14 protein-coding genes are annotated in these 17,664 nt (G+C 64.3%); 9 read left to right on the top strand and 5 right to left on the bottom strand.

Translation table 11 applies throughout. The features are described 5' to 3' along the window. Positions 1-45 precede the first annotated feature (45 nt). Entirely contained in the window at positions 46-2,970 is a 2,925-nt protein-coding gene (locus tag ACZYW1_RS17975) for an MMPL/RND family transporter (protein WP_463787532.1), read from the bottom strand. Then, the gene (locus ACZYW1_RS17970; RefSeq protein WP_463787531.1) at positions 2,967-3,404 is read right to left on the bottom strand and encodes an MmpS family transport accessory protein; all 438 of its coding nucleotides are present in this window, start codon (positions 3,402-3,404) and stop codon (positions 2,967-2,969) included. Before ACZYW1_RS17970 ends, ACZYW1_RS17975 begins: the two co-directional genes overlap by 4 nt. 264 nt (positions 3,405-3,668) lie before the next feature. Here ACZYW1_RS17970 and ACZYW1_RS17965 point away from each other — a divergent pair, with 264 nt between their 5' ends. Genes ACZYW1_RS17965 through ACZYW1_RS17955 form a run of 3 tightly spaced genes read left to right on the top strand, consistent with a single transcriptional unit; the run spans position 3,669 to position 6,765 of the window. Then, the gene (locus tag ACZYW1_RS17965; protein ID WP_463787530.1) at positions 3,669-4,508 is read left to right on the top strand and encodes a phthiotriol/phenolphthiotriol dimycocerosates methyltransferase; all 840 of its coding nucleotides are present in this window, start codon (positions 3,669-3,671) and stop codon (positions 4,506-4,508) included. A gap of 52 nt (positions 4,509-4,560) precedes the next feature. Continuing rightward, on the top strand, positions 4,561-5,928 hold the full coding sequence (locus tag ACZYW1_RS17960) for a cytochrome P450 (protein WP_463787529.1): 1,368 nt from the start codon (positions 4,561-4,563) through the stop codon (positions 5,926-5,928). A gap of 30 nt (positions 5,929-5,958) precedes the next feature. Beyond that, entirely contained in the window at positions 5,959-6,765 is an 807-nt protein-coding gene (locus tag ACZYW1_RS17955; protein ID WP_463787528.1) for a phthiotriol/phenolphthiotriol dimycocerosates methyltransferase, read from the top strand. Between the two features lie 7 nt (positions 6,766-6,772). Here the strand turns inward: ACZYW1_RS17955 and ACZYW1_RS17950 are convergent, their stop codons facing one another. After that, positions 6,773-8,266, bottom strand: a complete 1,494-nt coding sequence (locus ACZYW1_RS17950) for a flavin-containing monooxygenase (protein WP_463787527.1) — start codon at positions 8,264-8,266, stop codon at positions 6,773-6,775. Positions 8,267-8,752: 486 nt separating this feature from the next. Between ACZYW1_RS17950 and ACZYW1_RS17945 the strand changes: the two genes are divergently transcribed. The 3 genes from ACZYW1_RS17945 to ACZYW1_RS17935 all read left to right on the top strand — a co-directional run bounded on the left by ACZYW1_RS17945 (position 8,753) and on the right by ACZYW1_RS17935 (position 12,132). After that, a complete protein-coding gene (locus tag ACZYW1_RS17945; protein ID WP_463787885.1) occupies positions 8,753-9,778 on the top strand; it encodes an AurF N-oxygenase family protein in 1,026 nt (341 codons plus the stop codon). A gap of 143 nt (positions 9,779-9,921) precedes the next feature. Beyond that, on the top strand, positions 9,922-10,758 hold the full coding sequence (locus ACZYW1_RS17940) for a phthiotriol/phenolphthiotriol dimycocerosates methyltransferase (protein ID WP_463787526.1): 837 nt from the start codon (positions 9,922-9,924) through the stop codon (positions 10,756-10,758). 57 nt (positions 10,759-10,815) lie between these two features. Beyond that, positions 10,816-12,132, top strand: coding sequence for a cytochrome P450 (locus ACZYW1_RS17935; protein ID WP_463787524.1), 1,317 nt, complete (start codon positions 10,816-10,818; stop codon positions 12,130-12,132). Positions 12,133-12,141: 9 nt separating this feature from the next. On the opposite strand, the gene ACZYW1_RS17930 is transcribed toward ACZYW1_RS17935, so the two are convergent. Together ACZYW1_RS17930 and ACZYW1_RS17925 are read right to left on the bottom strand one after the other, a co-directional pair. Beyond that, on the bottom strand, positions 12,142-12,927 hold the full coding sequence (locus ACZYW1_RS17930; RefSeq protein ID WP_463787523.1) for an alpha/beta hydrolase: 786 nt from the start codon (positions 12,925-12,927) through the stop codon (positions 12,142-12,144). Positions 12,928-13,005: 78 nt separating this feature from the next. Further along, the gene (locus ACZYW1_RS17925; RefSeq protein WP_463787522.1) at positions 13,006-13,812 is read right to left on the bottom strand and encodes an SDR family NAD(P)-dependent oxidoreductase; all 807 of its coding nucleotides are present in this window, start codon (positions 13,810-13,812) and stop codon (positions 13,006-13,008) included. A 196-nt stretch (positions 13,813-14,008) separates the two neighbouring features. Here ACZYW1_RS17925 and ACZYW1_RS17920 point away from each other — a divergent pair, with 196 nt between their 5' ends. The 3 genes from ACZYW1_RS17920 (at position 14,009) to ACZYW1_RS17910 (ending at position 17,651) form a co-directional block, all read left to right on the top strand. Further along, positions 14,009-15,304, top strand: a complete 1,296-nt coding sequence (locus ACZYW1_RS17920; protein WP_463787521.1) for a PE-PPE domain-containing protein — start codon at positions 14,009-14,011, stop codon at positions 15,302-15,304. Positions 15,305-15,419: 115 nt separating this feature from the next. After that, positions 15,420-16,748: a PE-PPE domain-containing protein gene (locus tag ACZYW1_RS17915; RefSeq protein ID WP_463787520.1), complete on the top strand. Its 1,329-nt coding sequence runs from the start codon at positions 15,420-15,422 to the stop codon at positions 16,746-16,748. A 69-nt stretch (positions 16,749-16,817) separates the two neighbouring features. Further along, positions 16,818-17,651: an SDR family NAD(P)-dependent oxidoreductase gene (locus tag ACZYW1_RS17910; RefSeq protein ID WP_463787519.1), complete on the top strand. Its 834-nt coding sequence runs from the start codon at positions 16,818-16,820 to the stop codon at positions 17,649-17,651. Positions 17,652-17,664: the final 13 nt, after the last annotated feature.

Below are 17,664 nucleotides of genomic sequence, written 5' to 3'. Positions count from 1 at the left end.
CGAGTGGGCGGCACGCTCGCGTCGGTCTGGCCGCCTGAAACGGCCTTAGCGGCGTACCGCGGGCTCGTACGTGCCGGCCGAACCGTGGCCGCCGGCCGGCAACGGCCCGGTGGCGTCAGGGTCGCCCACTGTCACCGGTCGACGCCGAATCCGCGGCGGCCGCGACGCGACGTTCATCGGCCACCAGAACCAGCGGCCCAACAACGCCGCGATCGACGGCATCAGGAACGACCGCACGATCAAGGTGTCGAACAGCAGGCCGAGCCCGATGGTCGTGCCCACCTGACCCACCGCGAGGTTGTCGCTGACCAACATCGACGCCATCGTGAAGGCGAACACCAGACCCGCCGCCGTCACGACCCTGCCGGTGCCGCCCATCGCCCGGATGATGCCGGTCTTGAGGCCGGCGCCGATCTCCTCTTTGAAGCGGGCAACCAGCAGCAGGTTGTAGTCGGATCCGACGGCGAGCAGGATGATCACCGACATCACCATGGTGAGCCAATGCAGTTTGACTCCGATGATGTACTGCCACAACAGAACCGACATGCCGAATGAGGCGGCCAGCGACAACGCGACGGTCCCGACGATCACCAGCGCGGCCACCAGACTGCGGGTGATCAGCAGCATGATGATGAAGATCATGCACAGCGACGAAATCCCGGCGATCATGAAGTCGTAGTTGGACGCTTCGCGCAGATCCTTGAAAGTGGCTGCGGTGCCGGAGATGTAGACCTTCGCGTCCTCCAGCGCGGTGCCCTTCAGCGACTCGTAGGCAGCTGTCCGGATCGCACTGATGCGCGACATTCCCTCGCTCGTCGCGGGATCGCCCTTGTGCGAGATCATGAACCGCGCAGCCTTGCCGTCCGGTGACAGGAACAGGCGCTCGACGCGCTGGAAGTCGGGGTTGGCGAAGACCTCGTGCGGCAGATAGAACGAGTCACCGGTCTTCGCGTCGTCGAAGTCCTTGCCCATCGCAGTCGCATCGTTGCTGAGCTCGTTGGCCTGGTCGAAGATCCCCGACATCGTGCTGTGCATGGTGAGCACCATGGTGCGCAGGCTCTTCATCGCCGCGATCTGCGGCGGCAGCAAAGCGACGAGTTGCGGCACCACCACGTCGACGCTGTCGACGTCTTTGACCAATTCGCCCAGCTTCTCGCTGAGCTTGTCGATGCCGTCCGTGGCGTTGTAGGCAGACCGGATCCCCCAGCACGTCGGGATGTTGTAGCAGTGTGTGTCGGCGTAGAAATAGCTGCGCAGCGGCCGGAAAGTGTCGTCGAAGTCGGCGATGTTGTCGCGCACCTCGTTGGTGATGGCCAGGGTGTCCTTGGTGACACCGGCGATGTGATGGGTAGTGCCGACCAGCTGGTTCATCAGGACGTTGACCCGCTCCAACGCGGTGATCGTGCCGCCCAGCTGGTCGGTCAGCGTCGACATGTCATCGAGTCGGCCCTTGGCCACCTGCAGGTTCTGCAGCTGGCCGGCGTTCTGCATGCTGAGCAGGAACGGGATCGATGTGTGTTCCAGCGGCGTGCCTTGTGGCCGGGTGACACTCTGAACCCGGGCGATGCCCTCGACCCGGAAGATGGCTTTGGCCAGTTTGTCCAGCACCAGGAAGTCGGCCGAGTTGCGCATGTCGTGATCGGATTCGATCATCAGGACTTCCGGCATCATCCGTGCCTGCGAGAAGTGCCGTTCGGCGGCGGCCATGCCGACATTGCCCGGGGTGTCGTCCGGAATGTAGTCGCGGTCGATGTAGCTGACTTTGTAACCCGGCAGGGCCAGCAGGCCGACCATGGTGATCGCCAGGGTCGCCGCAAGAATGGGCGCCGGCCAACGCACCACTGCGGTGCCCACCCGCCGCCAGCCGCGCACACTGTGCAGCCGTTTGGGCTCCAGCAGACCGAACCGGCTGCCCACCGCGATCACCGCCGGAACCAGCGTCAACGCCACGGCGACCGCGACCAGCATGCCGACCGCGCACGGCGCGCCGAGGGTCTGGAACACCGGAAGACGGGCAAAGCTGAGGCACAGCGTCGCGCCCGCGATCGTCAGTCCCGACGCCAGAACCACGTGTGCCACACCGCGATACGCGGTGAAGTACGCCGTCTCGCGGTCCTGCCCGGCGTGCCGCGCCTCGTGATAGCGACCGATGAAGAAGATGCCGTAGTCGGTGCCTGCCGCGATCGCCAGGGAGACCAGCATGTTGGTGGCGAACGTCGAGAGCCGGATGACGTCGATCTGCGCCAGGAACGCGACAATGCCGCGGGCAGCGGCCAATTCGACGCCGACCATCGCCAGCAACAGCGCCACCGTGATGACCGAGCGGTATACGACCAGCAACATCAGGAAGATCACCACGACGGTGGTGACCATGATCTTCACGACCGTCTTGTCGCCGCTGGTGTTCCCGTCGGCCGCGATGGCGGCCGGCCCGGTGACATAGGCCTTCACACCCGGCGGCGCGGGGACGCTGTCGACGACCTTGCGTACCCCGGCGACCGAATTGTTCGACGACGTCTCACCCTGGTTGCCGACCAGGTTCAGCTGCACGTAGGCGGCCTTGCCGTCGGAGCTCTGGGCCCCCGCCGCTGTCAGCGGGTCGCTCCAGAAGTCCTGGATGTGCTGCACGTCGGCGTGATCGGCTTTGAGCCGGGTGATGATCTGTTGGTAGTAGCGGTGCGCGGCGTCGCCGAGCGGTTGGTTGCCTTCGAGGACGATCATCGCCATCGCATCGGAGTCGGACTCTTTGAAGTCCTTGCCGATCCGCGCCATCGCTTTGACCGAGGGGGCGTCGTGGACGCCGAGCGACACCGCGTGCTCACGGGCGACCTGCTCCAGCGGCGGCACCGCGATGCTGAAGAACGCGCTGATCAGCAGCCAACCCAGGATGACGGGCACCGCGAGCCGCCGGACGACGCGGGCCACGAAAGTGCCGACGGCAGGTTCCTGCTTTAGGTGATGGCTGGTCATGCGCCGTTGACCCGGCAGAAGGTGAAGGCCTTCAATTCGTTCGAGATCCTCTCGGCTTTGACGTGACCGTCCACCATGATCCGACAGCCCAAGTTGTTGCCGTCACTCTGGGCCACCAGATTGGCTACGACGGCCGCGCTGCGCGTCGTGATCTGTAGTGACCAGGGTAGTCGGGCCGCTTGGACGAGTCGCAGGTCGGAATTGACACCAAGATAACTGATATCCGCCGCCGTACCAGGTGGGCCGAAAACCTCGTATGTCAACGTCTTTTGCCGAAGCTGGGCGATGTTGTCGACATCGGAACTGGCGTAAGGCGAGTACTTGTTGGAACCCGAGGCTGCGCGGATCCGCGACACGGTGAAACCAGCACCTCCGATGACCGCCAGCACAATCAGCGGAACCCACAGCCGCCTCAGTACTGCAGCGAACGCCATTCGTTGCCCCGTCCCGAACGCCTGTGGCGCTTCGATACGTAAGCGACCCGTGGGACGAGTAAACCATGGGCCCGCTACGTGGCGTCAGGTGATTACTCCAAGCTTTGACTAAGAAATGCCACAGCCATCACGGGGGCTCTCAGCTGCGGCAATAGCCCTGAGCCACTAATTCTCCGGGAGATCCTGCCATCCGGTCACGGGGCCGTCGGCACCTGGTCCCAGCCGTGTTGTTCCTGGGGTTCGTTCGTCTGTCATACTTCCGCGATGGCCACCGCGAACCGCCTGACCCGTCGCCCACTGGTGCACCGACTGGTGATCAATCCCTTCATGTTCCGGTTGATTTTCCAGTCGAACGCCAAGGACCGGTTCGCCACCCAGACCAAGCTGCTCGGCGGCGACGACTGGTTGTTCTTCAACTACGGATATGAAGAAGACCCCGCGATGGGCATTCCGCTCGACGCGGCCGACGAACCGCACCGGTTCTTCATCCAGCTCTACCATCGCACCGCGACCCAGGTGGACCTGGCCGGCAAGAAGGTGCTGGAGTGCAGCAGCGGCCACGGCGGCGGGGCCTCATATCTGGTGCGCACCCAGCACCCGGCCTCCTACACCGGGCTCGATCTGAACCCGGCCGGCGTCGAGTTCGCCAAGAACCGGCACCACGTGCCCAACCTGGATTTCGTCGAAGGCAATGCCCTGGCGCTGCCGTTCGCCGACGAGTCTTTCGACGCGCTGGTCAACGTCGAGGCCTCGCATCTGTATCCCGACGTGCCGAAGTTCTTCAGCGAAGTGAAGCGCGTACTCAAGCCCGGCGGCCATTTCCTCTACACCGACTTCCGTCCGCGCTCCGAGGTAGCCAAATGGGAGTCGGACCGGGCCAACTCGGGGCTGCGGCAGGTGTCGGAAGCGATCATCGACCACAATGTGCTGCGCGGCAACGAGTTGAACGGCCCGCGTAAGCAGGAGCGGATCAGCCAGCACCACGGCTCGGCGGTCAGCCGCGCCTTCGCCCGTTACGCCAGCGACATGACCGACTGGGCCTTCAACGGTGCGCTGCGCGAGGGCGAGTACACCTACCGCGTGTACTTGTTCACCAAGGACTAACAGCGTCTCAGCACGCTGAAATCTGCTGGGACAGAAGGACAACGGGGGGAACATGGCAACGGCAACCACCGATCCGGTGCGGCTGCCGCCCGCGCTGCCGTTGCCCATGATCGTCCAGAGCGTGCTGTTTCTGACCTCGTTGCAGTACTCCGTCGCGCCCAGGCTCAGCCGGCACTATGGCGGCCCGTTCACCATCAAACTGCCGATCTTCGGCAAGACGATCGTGATCCACGACCGCGACATCGTCAAAGACGTCTACAGCACCAGCTTCGACCTGATCGAACGCCCGACCAAGGTGCTGGGTCAGGCTTTCGGGCCCGGTTCGACCTTCAGCCTGCTCGGCAAGGAGCACTCGGAGCGGCGAAAGTTGGTGCTGCCCAACTTCTCCGGTAAGCGGGTGAAGAACTACGAGAGCATCGTCGAGCAGGAGGTGCTTCGCGAGACCGCCGATTGGCCGGAGGGTCAGGAGTTCGAGACGCTCGAAACGATGACCCGGCTGACGCTCAACGCGATCATGCGGGCCACCTTCGGCGAGCGCGCCGACGCGCTGGACGAACTCAAAGCTGTCATCCCGTCGTTGATCACGCTGGGCTCTCTGATGCAGCGGATGCCGCCCGTCGTGCGACGCGAGTACGGCTCCTGGAGTCCGGGCAGCAAGCTGGCAGGTTTTCGCCGGCGATTCGACGCGGTGATCGACGAACTCCTCGCCGAGGCGCGCGCGGAGACCTCGCTCGACGGTCGCGGCGACATGCTCGCGTTGCTGATGCAGGCTCGCTACGAAGACGGCCAGCCGATCTCCGATCGCCACATCGCCGACGAGCTGCTCACCCTGGTCGCGGCCGGCCACGAGACCACCGCCTCCCAATTGGCGTGGGCCATCGAGCGGTTGCGGCGCCACCCCGACGTCCTGAAGCGACTCACCGAGGAAGTCGACGCCGGTGGATCCGACCTGAGGCAGGCGACCATCTACGAGATTCAGCGCGTCCGCCCCACCATTGCGGCCTCGCTGCGCACCACCAAGACCACGGTCCGCGTCGGCGATTGGGTTCTGCCCCCCGACACCGCGATCATGATCGACTTCCAGCTCGCTCACGAGTCGGACACCAACTACACCGACCCCGAGGCGTTCAACCCGGATCGTTTCCTCGGCGGCCCGCCGCCGTCATTCCGTTGGGTGCCCTTCGGCGGCGGGATAAACCGTTGCGTGGGAGCGTCTTTCGCACACATGGAAATGGACATCACGCTGCGGACTCTGCTGCGTGAGTTCCGTTTCACCTCGACCGACGCTCCCGACGAAAGCCGCAACTTTCGCGGCGTGGCGATCGCCCCGGGCAAGGGCGCCCGCGCGGTGGTCTTCCGCCGCACCGACGCCGCCGACAGCGATCGCGGCTCGGTCTCGGTCGCCGACCACAGCAGCTGACTCGAACGCTGGCCTGGCATACTTCCCGGCATGCCAACGACTAAGGACCGCGTCACCGACATCGGGTACCGGGGCTACAAGGCCTTCATGAACAAGATCTGGTACCCCTTCCTGACCCGTCGGCTCAACACCCAGGACGTCACCTTCCTCAACTACGGCTACGAGGGCGACCCGCCGCTGAACCTGCCGCTCGAGGACGCCGACGCGGCCACGCGCTACTCGACCAACCTGTACAACCAGGTTGCCTCGCAGATCGACCTGGCCGGCAAGAAGGTGCTGGAGTGCAGCTGCGGCCACGGCGGTGGGGCGTCCTACATCGTGCGCGCGTTCTCCCCGGCCGAATACACCGGGCTGGACTACAACCCGGACGGCATCGCCTACTGCAACTCCCATCACAACCTGCCCGGTCTGAACTTCGTGCACGGCAATGCCGAAGATCTTCCGTTCCCGGACAACAGCTTTGACGCGGTGGTGAATGTCGAGGCATCGCATGCCTATCCGAACTTGGAGAAGTTCCTGTCCGAGGTCAACCGGGTGCTGAAGCCGGGCGGCAGCCTGCTCTACGCCGACTTCCGCGGCCGGGCCGAGTTCCCGGCCTGGGAAGGCGCCCTCGACGCGATGCCGCTGCGTCAGGTGTCCAAGCGGGTGATCAACGACGGCGTGATCCGGTCGCTGGACGCGAGCGCGCAGCAGAAGCTCGACCTGATCAGCGCCCAGCTCCCGAAGTGGTTCCGCCCGTTCGGCCGCCACTTCGCCGGCGTGCCGGGTACCGGGATCTACAACGTGATCGAGAACGGCGACGCGGAATACCGCATCTACCAGTTCATCAAAGACTGACCGCCGCTCAGGCGATCGCGTAGTCCGAGATCGGGAAGGTCTCCTGCTCCTTCACCGCACTACGCACCGAGGTCGGACGGAACAGCGGCGCTTCGCCCTTACCGGTGTGGTTCCGGAACCAGTAGGACCGCGAGCCGACGCAGCTGCCGAGTTCGAACGCGGAGTCCTTCATCAGCGAGATCATCCGGTCCAGGAAGCGCGCGTTGGCGTCTTCGGTGACCTCGAAGGTCCGGGCGTCGCGACGCTGCATCTCACCGAAAAGCCGTTCCATGTGCTTCATCTGGTATTCGACGGTGTTGAACCACGACAGACCCACCCAGGCGTACGGGCTGGCCATCGACAGGAAGTTCGGGAAGCCAGGCATCGAAATGCCTTGGTAGGCCTGGAATTGCGTTTCGCGCCACCATTTCCCGAGGTTCTTGCCGTCGCGTCCGATCACCTCGATAGCCGGCAGGTTGGCCTCCCAGACATCGAATCCCGTTGCCAGGACCAAGGTGTCGATCAGCCGCTTGGTGCCATCGTTGGCGACGATTCCGTCCGGTTCGATCCGGTCGATCCCGTTGGTCTCCAGGTGAACGTGCGATTTGGTGAACGCCCGATAAAAGTCGTTGGAGATGGTCGGCCGCTTGCAGCCGAAGTCGAAGTCGGGGTCCAGCTTTCGGGACAGCTCCCGGTTACGCACGAGCAGCAACCGGTACAGCCTGGAGAACTGCGAGATGCCTTTGTTGAAGACCTTGAAGTACCGGAACTTCCACATCGTGATCACCATGGAGAATTCCAGAATCGCGTCGGTGTACCAGCGCAGGGCGCGCTGGGTTGCCGGTATCTTGGCGAAAAGCCGTTGTAGCAACGGGAAGAACTTCATGTCGAATTTCGGCAGCACCCAGATCGGGGTGCGCTGGTACACGGTCAGCTCGGCGACTTCTTTCGCCAGCTCCGGAACGACCTGCACGCCGGTGGAACCGGTCCCGATCACAGCGGCCCGGCGACCGGCGGCCGAAAAGTCGTCGTCCCAGACAGCGGTGTGGACGATGCGGCCGTCGAACGTGTCGATGCCGGGAATGTCGGGCACCTTCGGCTGGCATAGGAACCCGGTGGCCGCGATCAGGTATTGCGTGCTCAGCGTCTCGCCGCCGGCCAGCGCCAACCGCCACAGCTGAGCGTCCTCGTCCCAGCGGGCCCCCTCGACGGCGGTGTTGAACCGCATGAAACGCCGGACGTCGTATTTATCGGCTACGTTCACCGCGTAGGTCTTGAGCTCCGAACCCGGCGCGTACATCCGCGACCAGTACGGGTTCGGCTCGAAGCGGTAGGAGAACGTCGGTGACGGCTGGTCGACGGCCAGGCCCGGGTAGTGGTTGACGTGCCACGTCCCGCCGAGGTCGTCTTCCCGGTCGACGATCAGGATGTTCTCGTAACCCAGGCTGCTCAGCTGGATCGCGGCGCCGATTCCGCCGAATCCCGCCCCCACGATGATGACATCGAATTGCTCCTCGCCCATAAGCACTAAACGTACCTTGTGCTGCACCTACGGGTGAAATGACAACGCACGTAGTCGAATGGATCCCAGTTGCCACGGTTGGATCGACGTCCAATAACGCGGTCCTATTCGGCCTGTTCCGGGGTGATGGTCCCGTCGGAGGACGCCAGCGGCGGGCTGCTTCCGCGATATCGGGGGCCCCATCCCGTAGCGTTTGCAGCCGAAGGGTCGAGAGGCGGACAGGGACTGTGTACTGTTCAATGGATCTTGGCTGTTCGGGGCACAACCAAGGATTGGGTTGGGCCGCCCGGGGACTAGACAGATAGTCACGAGAATGAGGCCGTTCCGTATCAGGTCTTTCACTCTCACCCGGTAAGGTCCAAACCCAACTGTGCCCGAAATGCGCATGTGCAGAAATCCGCATGCTGAGCAGAGCCGGAGGGAGGCCTCGGTTTGCCGGTCACACTCGTGCTGGGTGCTGTACTACTGGCGAACTTGTTGCTCTTCCTGGCGTGGACTCGCATGCTCACGCGGTGGCGGCGCAACATGGACGTCAGTGATGACGTCGAATACTGCGAAGCGCTGAACACGCTGTCTGAAGCGTCGGTTCGCCGTCACTTCAACCCGTACACAGACATCGACTGGGACGACCCGGAATTTTCCGTGCGGTCCGACGACCCGCGCTGGGTCCTGCCGGCGAGCAATCCGCTGGGCGGTCATTCCTGGTACCGCGACCTGCCGCTGGAGAAGCAGATCGAGGTCGGCCTGTGGCACCAGGCCAACACCGCGAAGGTCTCGCTGCAGCTGGAGAGCATCCTCATCCGCGGCCTGATGTACTACACGTTCTGGGTGCCCAACGGATCCCCCGAATACCGCTACTGCGTGCACGAATCCATCGAAGAGTGCAATCACGCGATGATGTTCCAGGAGTTGGTGAACCGGATCGGTGTCAATGCCGCCGGTATGCCCCGATGGCTGCGGTGGATCTCCCCGGCAATCCCGCTCTACGCCGGACCGCTGCCCGGCACCTTCTTCTTCGGAGTCCTTGCCGGTGAGCTGCCGATCCACCACATGCAAAAGAGCATGCTGCGCGAGGACTGGTCACCGCACCCGCTGATGGAGAAGGTGATGGCCATCCACGTGGCCGAAGAGGCCCGGCACATCTCCTTCGCCGACCAGTTCCTGAGCAAGCGGGTGCCGCGGATGGCCCGGCGGAGCCGATTCGTATTGTCGCTGTACGTGCCGATCGTCATGCGGGTACTGGGCCACGCGATCGTCGTCCCATCGCGCGGGTTCTTCTCGAAGTTCGACATCCCGCGCGCGGTGCGCAAAGAAGTCTTCTTCGACGCGCCGGAGTCGCGTCAGGCGCTACGCGACATGTACGGCGACGTGCGGCTGCTGTGCGAGGGCGTCGGTTTGATGAACCCGTTCGCGCAACTGATCTGGCGGTTGTGCAAGATCGACGGCCAACCGTCGCGCTACCGTGGTGAGCCTCGGCGCGCGCAAGCGCCCACCCCGGCGGCCGCAGCTTAAAAGCGTTCTCGCGCAACGCATTAGCTGAACTTGCGGGAACGGCAACTGACCCGCGGCGACCAGCTGACGGCGGTCACCGGTGCGTACGACCTGAAAAAGGCATGCCACAACAAGCACACCCGACACTGTGCGATACTTCCTGCATGGTTCGTAGCCCTTCATTGGACAACGTCGGCGCAAGTCTCGTCTACCGCATCGGTTCGACGGCGACGTACAAGAAGCTCTTCCGGTACTGGTACCCCCTGATGACCAAGCGGTTGAACAATCAGGACGACGTACAGTTCCTGAACTGGGGCTATGAGGAAGAACCCCCACTGGGTCTGCCTCTCGACGAGGCCGACGAGCCCAACCGGTACAGCATCCAGCTCTACCACCAGACCGCGACCCAGGACGGCGTCGACCTCGCCGGCAAGAAGGTCCTGGAGTGCAGCTCCGGCCACGGCGGCGGCGCCTCCTACCTGTCCCGCACCCTGAAGCCGGCCTCCTACACCGGACTCGACTTCAACGCGGCGGGAGTCAAATTCTGCAACGAGCGGCACAAGGTGCCGGGGCTGAGCTTCGTGCACGGCGACGCCGAGAACCTGCCGTTCCCGGATGAGTCCTTCGACGCAGTCATCAATGTCGAGGCCTCGCACATCTACCCGCACTTCGACCGCTTCCTCAGCGAGGTCAGGCGCGTGCTGCGGCCCGGCGGGCACTTCCTGCACGTGGACTTCCGCAACCGCGACAACTTCGCGGGGTGGGAATCGGATATGGCCAACTCCGGTCTGCGCCAGGTGTCGTCGCGGGTCATCAACGACGAGGTTCTGCGCGGACTGCAGAAGAACTCGGCCCGGTCGAACGAGATCATCAACACTCGCCTGCCGGCCTTCCTGCGGAAGTTTGGCCGCGAGTTTGCCGTGGTTGACGGTTCGTGGTTCTACAACGACCTCGAGCGCGGCGAAATCGACTACCGCGCATACCATCTCACGAAGGACTGAAGTCCTTCCGGGCGATTGCCTTTGCGTCGGTAGGTCTTCACGAAGGGGTTTGTCCGCATGACGCTGGGTCGCAGGCTGCGATTTCGCGCCAGCCTGATGAAGGTCGGTGTCGACGGCGCGCTCGGCGTGGCCAGAGACAAAGCCACCTCGTACGGCTATTCGCTGACCGGCCGAAAGACCGCGCCCGCCACCAAGTTCGACCCGTTCTCGGCCGCGATCATGCACGATCCGTACCCGGGCTACCAGACGTTGCTCTCCGGCGACGACGTCCCCAATGTCTGGTACAACCGCAAACGCGGCATCTGGATCATCGCGGGCTACGACGATGTGCGAAAGGCGTTGCGCGACAACGAAGAGCTGTCGTCGGCCGAAAGCCAAAGCCGATTCCGGGTCTACCTGCCGTCGATGAACGCCGCGGATCCGCCGGCCCACACCCGACTGCGTAAGTTCGTCTCCCGCGCCTTCACCGCGCGGGCGATGGCGGCCTGGCAGACCAACATCAACGAGGTCGCCGACGAACTCGTGGACAACGTGATCGCCGCGCGCCACACCGAGGCGGTCAACGGACTCGCCAAACCGCTTCCCACCCGGCTGATCGCCCGGATGCTGGGCATCCCGTCCGAAGACCAGCCGCAGTTCGTCGCATGGTCGGACGACATGGTCGCGGGTGCATTCGCGCCCCTGACCCCGCACGGCATGCGACTGTCGGCACGCTCGGCCACGGCGACCGCGGCGATGCACCGCAGCCTGGACCCGCTGATCGCGCAGCGTCGTCGCAACCCCGGCGACGACCTCATCTCGATGATGACTCCGGCCGATGCCGACGACGTGCTCACCGACGACGAAATCTTCTGGAGCGCCGCCATGTTGATCGGCGCCGGCAGCGAGACGACAACGAACATGTTGTCCGGGTTGCTACTGACGCTGGCCCAGCGACCCGAGCTGTACGCCCGGCTGCGCGCCCACCCCGAGCTGATTCCCGCCGCGGTCGAGGAGCAGCTGCGCATGGGTTCGCCTGTGCAGGGGTTCTACCGCACGGCGACAAGGGATTACACCGTCGGCGCCAACACGATCCCGGCCGGAGCGCGAGTTCTGCTGCTGTTCGCCGCCGCCAACCGCGATCCGCGCCACTACCCCGACCCGGACACCTTCGACCTGGACCGCAATCCGACCGACCACCTGGCATTCGGCGGCGGTGTGCACTACTGCCTGGGGGTGCCGCTGACGCGGCTGGAAGGCGCCCGGGTGTTTTCCCAACTGCTGCCAAGGGTTTCGGAGATCCGGCTGGCCGGCGAGTACCGCTACCTCGACAACCCGACAATGCGCGGGCTGGAACACCTTCCGCTGGAATTGGTTCCCGACAAAAGCGCGTAGCGAAGAAAGTCAGAGCCCTCGCGAGACGAGCCAGCCGTCGATGCGCTCCGCGACGGCGGCCCAACCCGGTTCGAGCATCATGTTGTGCCCCATGTTGGGAAAGAACTCCGCCTGGGTCCCGTAGGCACGGGCGGTTGCGACCACCTCCGCGCGGCTGTGGGCGCCGTCCTCCTCGGCTCCCAGCACCAGGATCGGCGTCGACACCCGCTTGGGCCGGGGCAGCCGCAGCAGCAAACCGTCGATGCCGATGCGCGAGCTGTCTTCCTGCATCCGTGCCGCGTACTTCCGCACGTCGGCCTCGGGCGTGTGGGCCGAAAAGAACCGCTCCCGAGCCAATTCCGGCGGGTTGATGTAGGGCAACGCCTTGCCGGTGACCGTCATTTTCACGAAATCCGCCGGCCGCTGCCGCAGCCAGCGCAGGGCGTTTCCGAGGTTGCCCCGCGGCGGGATGGACGACATCAGCACACTGGCAGGCGCACTGTACTGCTCGAGATATTTCTGGACGATGAGACCGCCCATGGAGTGACCGATGATCACCGGCGGGCTCGGCAGTTGCTCGGCGACCGAGCGGACGTCGTCGACATAGTCGGCGACCGAACACGCGCGCAGTGGTTTGTCACTGGTGCTCTCGCCGTGCCCGCGAAAGCTCACCGCCACTGCGCGGTAACCCTTGTCGCCGAAATAGCTGAGAAAATTCTCGTCCCAGCACCACGCGGCATGCCAGGCGCCGTGAACGAACAACAGCGGCACCGGATGCGCCTCGCTGATGCTGCCCTTTTCGATCACCTCTAGCACCGCGTCAGCCTATCTTTCCAGTTGGCGGGAACCTTCACGTGTCCAATAATCCGTATATCGGCCGGACGGGCCAGGTCGTCAATTGAGCTTCTTGGCTCGCGCCCGTCGGGCGAGCAGTGGCAGCAGCCGGTCGTGCGGTGCGAATCGACTGCACGTCGCAACGATCTGATTGACCCGGCCCGGGACAACGCGGCATTTGTCGGCGGCCAAGCCGTCGAGGCCCGCCCGCGCGACCGCTTCGGCCGACTTCCACATGAATCCGGGCAACACGGCCGCCCGTTCCCCGAACGCGAACCCCGCGGCGTCATCGAAGCCCGTCGCCACCGGACCCGGACACAAGGCGGTTGCCGTGACCCCGGTCCCCCGCAACTCGCCACGCAGTCCTTCGGTGTAAGACAGCACGAAGGCCTTGGCTGCGGCGTAGGCGGCCTGGCCCGGCACCGGCAGAAAGCCCGCCAGCGACGACACGTTCAGGATGGCACCGCAATCACGTTCGATCATGCCCGGCAGGAACCTGCTGCACAGATCCACCACGGCGGCGACATCCACTTCCACCAGATTGAGTTGCTGTTCGGGAAGCGTCTTCGCAATCGGTGCACACACCGAGACACCGGCGTTGTTGACCAGAATGTCCGGCACCAGGCCCAACTCGGCGACGCGCTCGAACAACGCGGCGCGGTCGGCACTGTCGGCAAGGTCCGCCGGCAGCACATGCGCCTTCTGATTCACCCGGGCAGCCAACGCATGAAGTCGATCGGCGCGGCGCGCGACCAGCACCAATTGGTGGCCCCGCCGGGCGAGTTCGACGGCGATGGCTTCCCCGATGCCTGACGACGCGCCGGTGACCACAGCCGCCCGGTCGTCAGCCGGCGTCGGGATCCCCATGCCAACGACCCTAACCGCCTAGTCGAGCAGGTGCGAGCGAACAGAGCGGTGTCATAGGAAAGCCATGACAAATACCAAAAATTCACACGCGCAAATATGGCAAATAAGTAGAATCTCAGGGACTCGGGAAGGCAGAATAAGGGCAATTCCAGCGTCAACGACAGACGCAGACTTCGCAAAATCTTTTATTGCGCAGATGGATTCACGACAATCGGGGGATTTCATGAAACGACGCGGCGTGCGCTGGCTCGGCGCCGGCTTGCTGGTCGGTGCGAGCGCTGGGCTGATGGAACTCTCGTCGCTGGTGGATCCCGCGCTGAGCTATGCAGACGATGCTGCCGACACTGCCCTGATCCTGGGGTACGCCGAGACACCCACCCCGATGCAGTCCTACGTGGACCAGGTGATGAGCGTGTTCATCGATCCGAAGTCGCCGTACTTTCCCGACCAGCCGGTGTATCCCGGATATGCACCGGTCGTGGTGTCCACTCCTGAGGGCGCCGACTACGGGACGGTATTGACACAAGGTGCGCCGCTGCTGGACCAGGCCATCCAAGACCACCTGTCGTCTTCCGGCGACCACGTGGTCGTCTGGGGTTATTCCGAGAGCAGCAGCATCGCCACCCAGGAACTGATCAACCTGGGCGAGGAGGGAAACCCGAACCAGGACAACCTGAGTTTCGTCTTGCTGGAGAATCTCAACAACCCCAATGGCGGTTACCTGGAACGCTTCCCGGAACTGGCCGGAACGCCGTTTCCCGCAACCCCAGCGAGCACGCCGTACGACGTCACCATCTACACGGTCCAGTACAGCGCCAGCTCGGACTATCCCGAATACTCATCGAATCTGCTCGCCGACGAGAACGCCATGGCCGGGTTCGTCGAACTGCATCCGTTGCTGCTGCCCGGCTACCCCTCGAGTTTCGACTTCGCGTCGCTGAACAACGCTGTGCTGCAACCGGTTTCGAGCGCCGATGTGAACACCGATTACTACCTGATCCCGACGCAGAACCTGCCGCTGCTGGACCTGAGCCGCGACTTGGGTGGCAACACCATGGCAGATTTGATTCAGCCGGACATGCGGGTCCTGATCGACCTGGGCTACGACTACACCAGCGCCGCGGACGTCGTCACGCCGGCGAGCACAGCCACGCCGGACTTCGACGCGACCGCGGTCGACGCCTACCTGCTCGCGGGGGCCAATCAGGGCATCATGGCCGCCTTGGTCGACGTGGGTGTGTTGTCGAAATCCGATCTTGTCGATCTGTACCCGTATGTGCCGGATGTCGACGGCCTGTTCGCAGGTGCCCTGTCGTCCCATGACCCGGCATCTGTCGCTCTCGCGACGGCGGATGCGACGACGTCGGCCAACGCGCTCGTCGAGGCATTGACCGCGTCGGACAATCCGCTGGCGCCTACGCTGCTGACATTCCTGCCTGGATTCGCCGACGATCTTGCCGGTTATTTTGGGAATTTCCTGCCATCACTCTGAGAATTTCCTGCCAGCCCCCTAAACTGACTTCGTTGCTGAGCAATACGTTGCCGGCGGACACGTCGAACCACTGAATGACGCTGCAGCCGGATTCACAAAAGTCGGGGGACTATTCATGACACGAAGCGGTAAGCGCTGGCTCAGTGCCGGCTTGCTGATCGGTGCAAGCGCTGCGCTTGTCGAGATGCCGGCGCTTCTCGATCCAGCCACGGCCGCGGCGGACGACACCGCCCTACTGATGGGCTACGCCGCCTCCCCCGATCCGTTGCCGTCGTACATCGACGGGGTGATGAAGCTGTTCATCAGCCCGGATCCGCCGCTGTTCGACGGGCAACCGACCTACCCCGGTTACCTGCCGGTCGTTCAACCCGTGGAACTCGGCGCGAACTACCAGCTCGTTCTGACACAGGGTGTCGCGCAGCTTGACCAGGGCATCCGTGATCACCTCCTGGATGCCGACGACCACGTCGTGGTGTTCGGCTACTCCGAGAGCACCAGCATCGCGACTCAGGAGATGATCAATCTCAACGCGCTGCCCGTCGGCGAACGGCCTGGCGATGACCAGCTGAGCTTCGTCCTCTTCGAAAACCTGAACAATCCCAACGGTGGCTTTTTGGAGCGGTTGCCCTTCCTGGCCGGCATTCCGTTCCCGGCTACTCCCGCCGACACCCCGTACGACACCGCGGTCTACTCGATCGAGTACAGCGGGAGTTCGGACTTCCCCCAGTACCCGCTGAACTTCCTGGCCACCGCCAACGCCATGGCGGGCTTCGTCAACCTGCACCCGGCGTTCCTCCCCGGCTGGCCCACCACCTTCGATTTCGGTTCCATCAAAGATGCGGTGCAACTGCCGACCGCACTCGAAGACGGCAACATCGACTATTTCCTGATCCCCACCCAGAATCTGCCGATTCTGGACGGACTGCGGGGCCTCCCCTTCATCGGCAAGCCGATGGCCGACCTGATGCAGCCGGCCATGCGGGTGCTCATCGACCTCGGCTACGACCGGACCGGACCCGCGGATGTGCTGACGCCCGCGGACTGGACCTCGATGCCCAACATCGACTGGGCCGACGTCTCCGCCGACCTGCAGCTCGGTTGGCAGCAGGGCCTCATCGCCGCGCAGGTCGACCTGGGCCTGCTTCCCTCGTCGGACCTGCCCGACATGTATCCGTATCTACCCGACGTGTCCGGGCTGATAGCGGGTTCCACGACGCCGGACGCTGCGGCAGCGTTGGCCGCCGCCGGCACGCTCGCCGACGCCGCCGGAGCGAACACGGATCTGAGCGGGATCTTCGGAGACCTGAGTACTTGGGCGACAACAGAATTGAGCTCGCTGTTCGGGGCCAACGCCGCGACCGACATCACGTCGCTGCTCGGTGGCGATCTGCTGACTAACCTGAGCACTCTGCTGACCAACCCGCTGGACTTCCTCGGGCTCTGAGCCGCCGACCGGCCCAAAAGCCGACGGGTCCAAGCTCATTCGCGTCGATCGACGGGCTAGGCTGGCGCGATGACGAAGAAGCCGACGGCCCTGATCACGGGGGCCACCAGCGGAATCGGCGAGGCGACGGCGTACCGGTTGCACGAGCGGGGCTACCTCGTCTATGCGGCCGGGCGCAACCCGCAAGCCCTCGACGAGTTGTCGTCGCGCGGTTTGCAAGCCCGGGCACTCGACGTCACCGACGAAGAAGCCGTGGCCGCCCTCGTCGACGAGATCCGCGATGCCGCCGGCGGCGTCGACGTGCTGGTCAACAGCGCTGGTTACCCGCTGCCCTCGCCGCTCGAGCAGGTGGCTCTCGACGACCTGCGGGCCTTGTTCGAGACGAACGTCGTTGCGACCCTTCACTTGTCGCAGCTCGTCCTGCCCGGGATGCGCGCTGCGGGTGCGGGCCGGATCATCACGATCGGCAGCACCGGCGGACGATTCACCAGCCCCGGCGCCGGCGCCTATCACGTCGTCAAATACGGCGTCGAGGCGTTGTCGCTGTCGTTGGGCGCCGAAGTGGCGCCGTTCGGTGTGCGCGTGGTGCTCATCGACCCCACCGGGGTTCGCACCAATTTCGTCCAATCTCAACTTGATTCGGCGCCGCCGACCTACGCCGAGGATGACCCGTACGGTGTGTTCAAGCGCCGCTATGCTGCGACCACCCATGGGCTGGCCCAGGCTCGCGGGCTGATGATCGACGCCGACACCGTCGCACGCCTCGTGGTTCGCACCGCCGAGATGCGAAACCCGAAACCACGCTACGTCGTCGGCGCCTCGGGCAAAGCCTCGGTCTTCGCGCGACAGCTGCTGACCGACCGCATGTGGGACCGCGTCATGCGCGCGGGGATGAAAAAGTAGACGACAGAACACC

It is taken from the genome of Mycobacterium sp. IDUB_36 (genome assembly GCF_055419225.1).
This window is presented reverse-complemented; position numbering and strand designations above follow the sequence as displayed.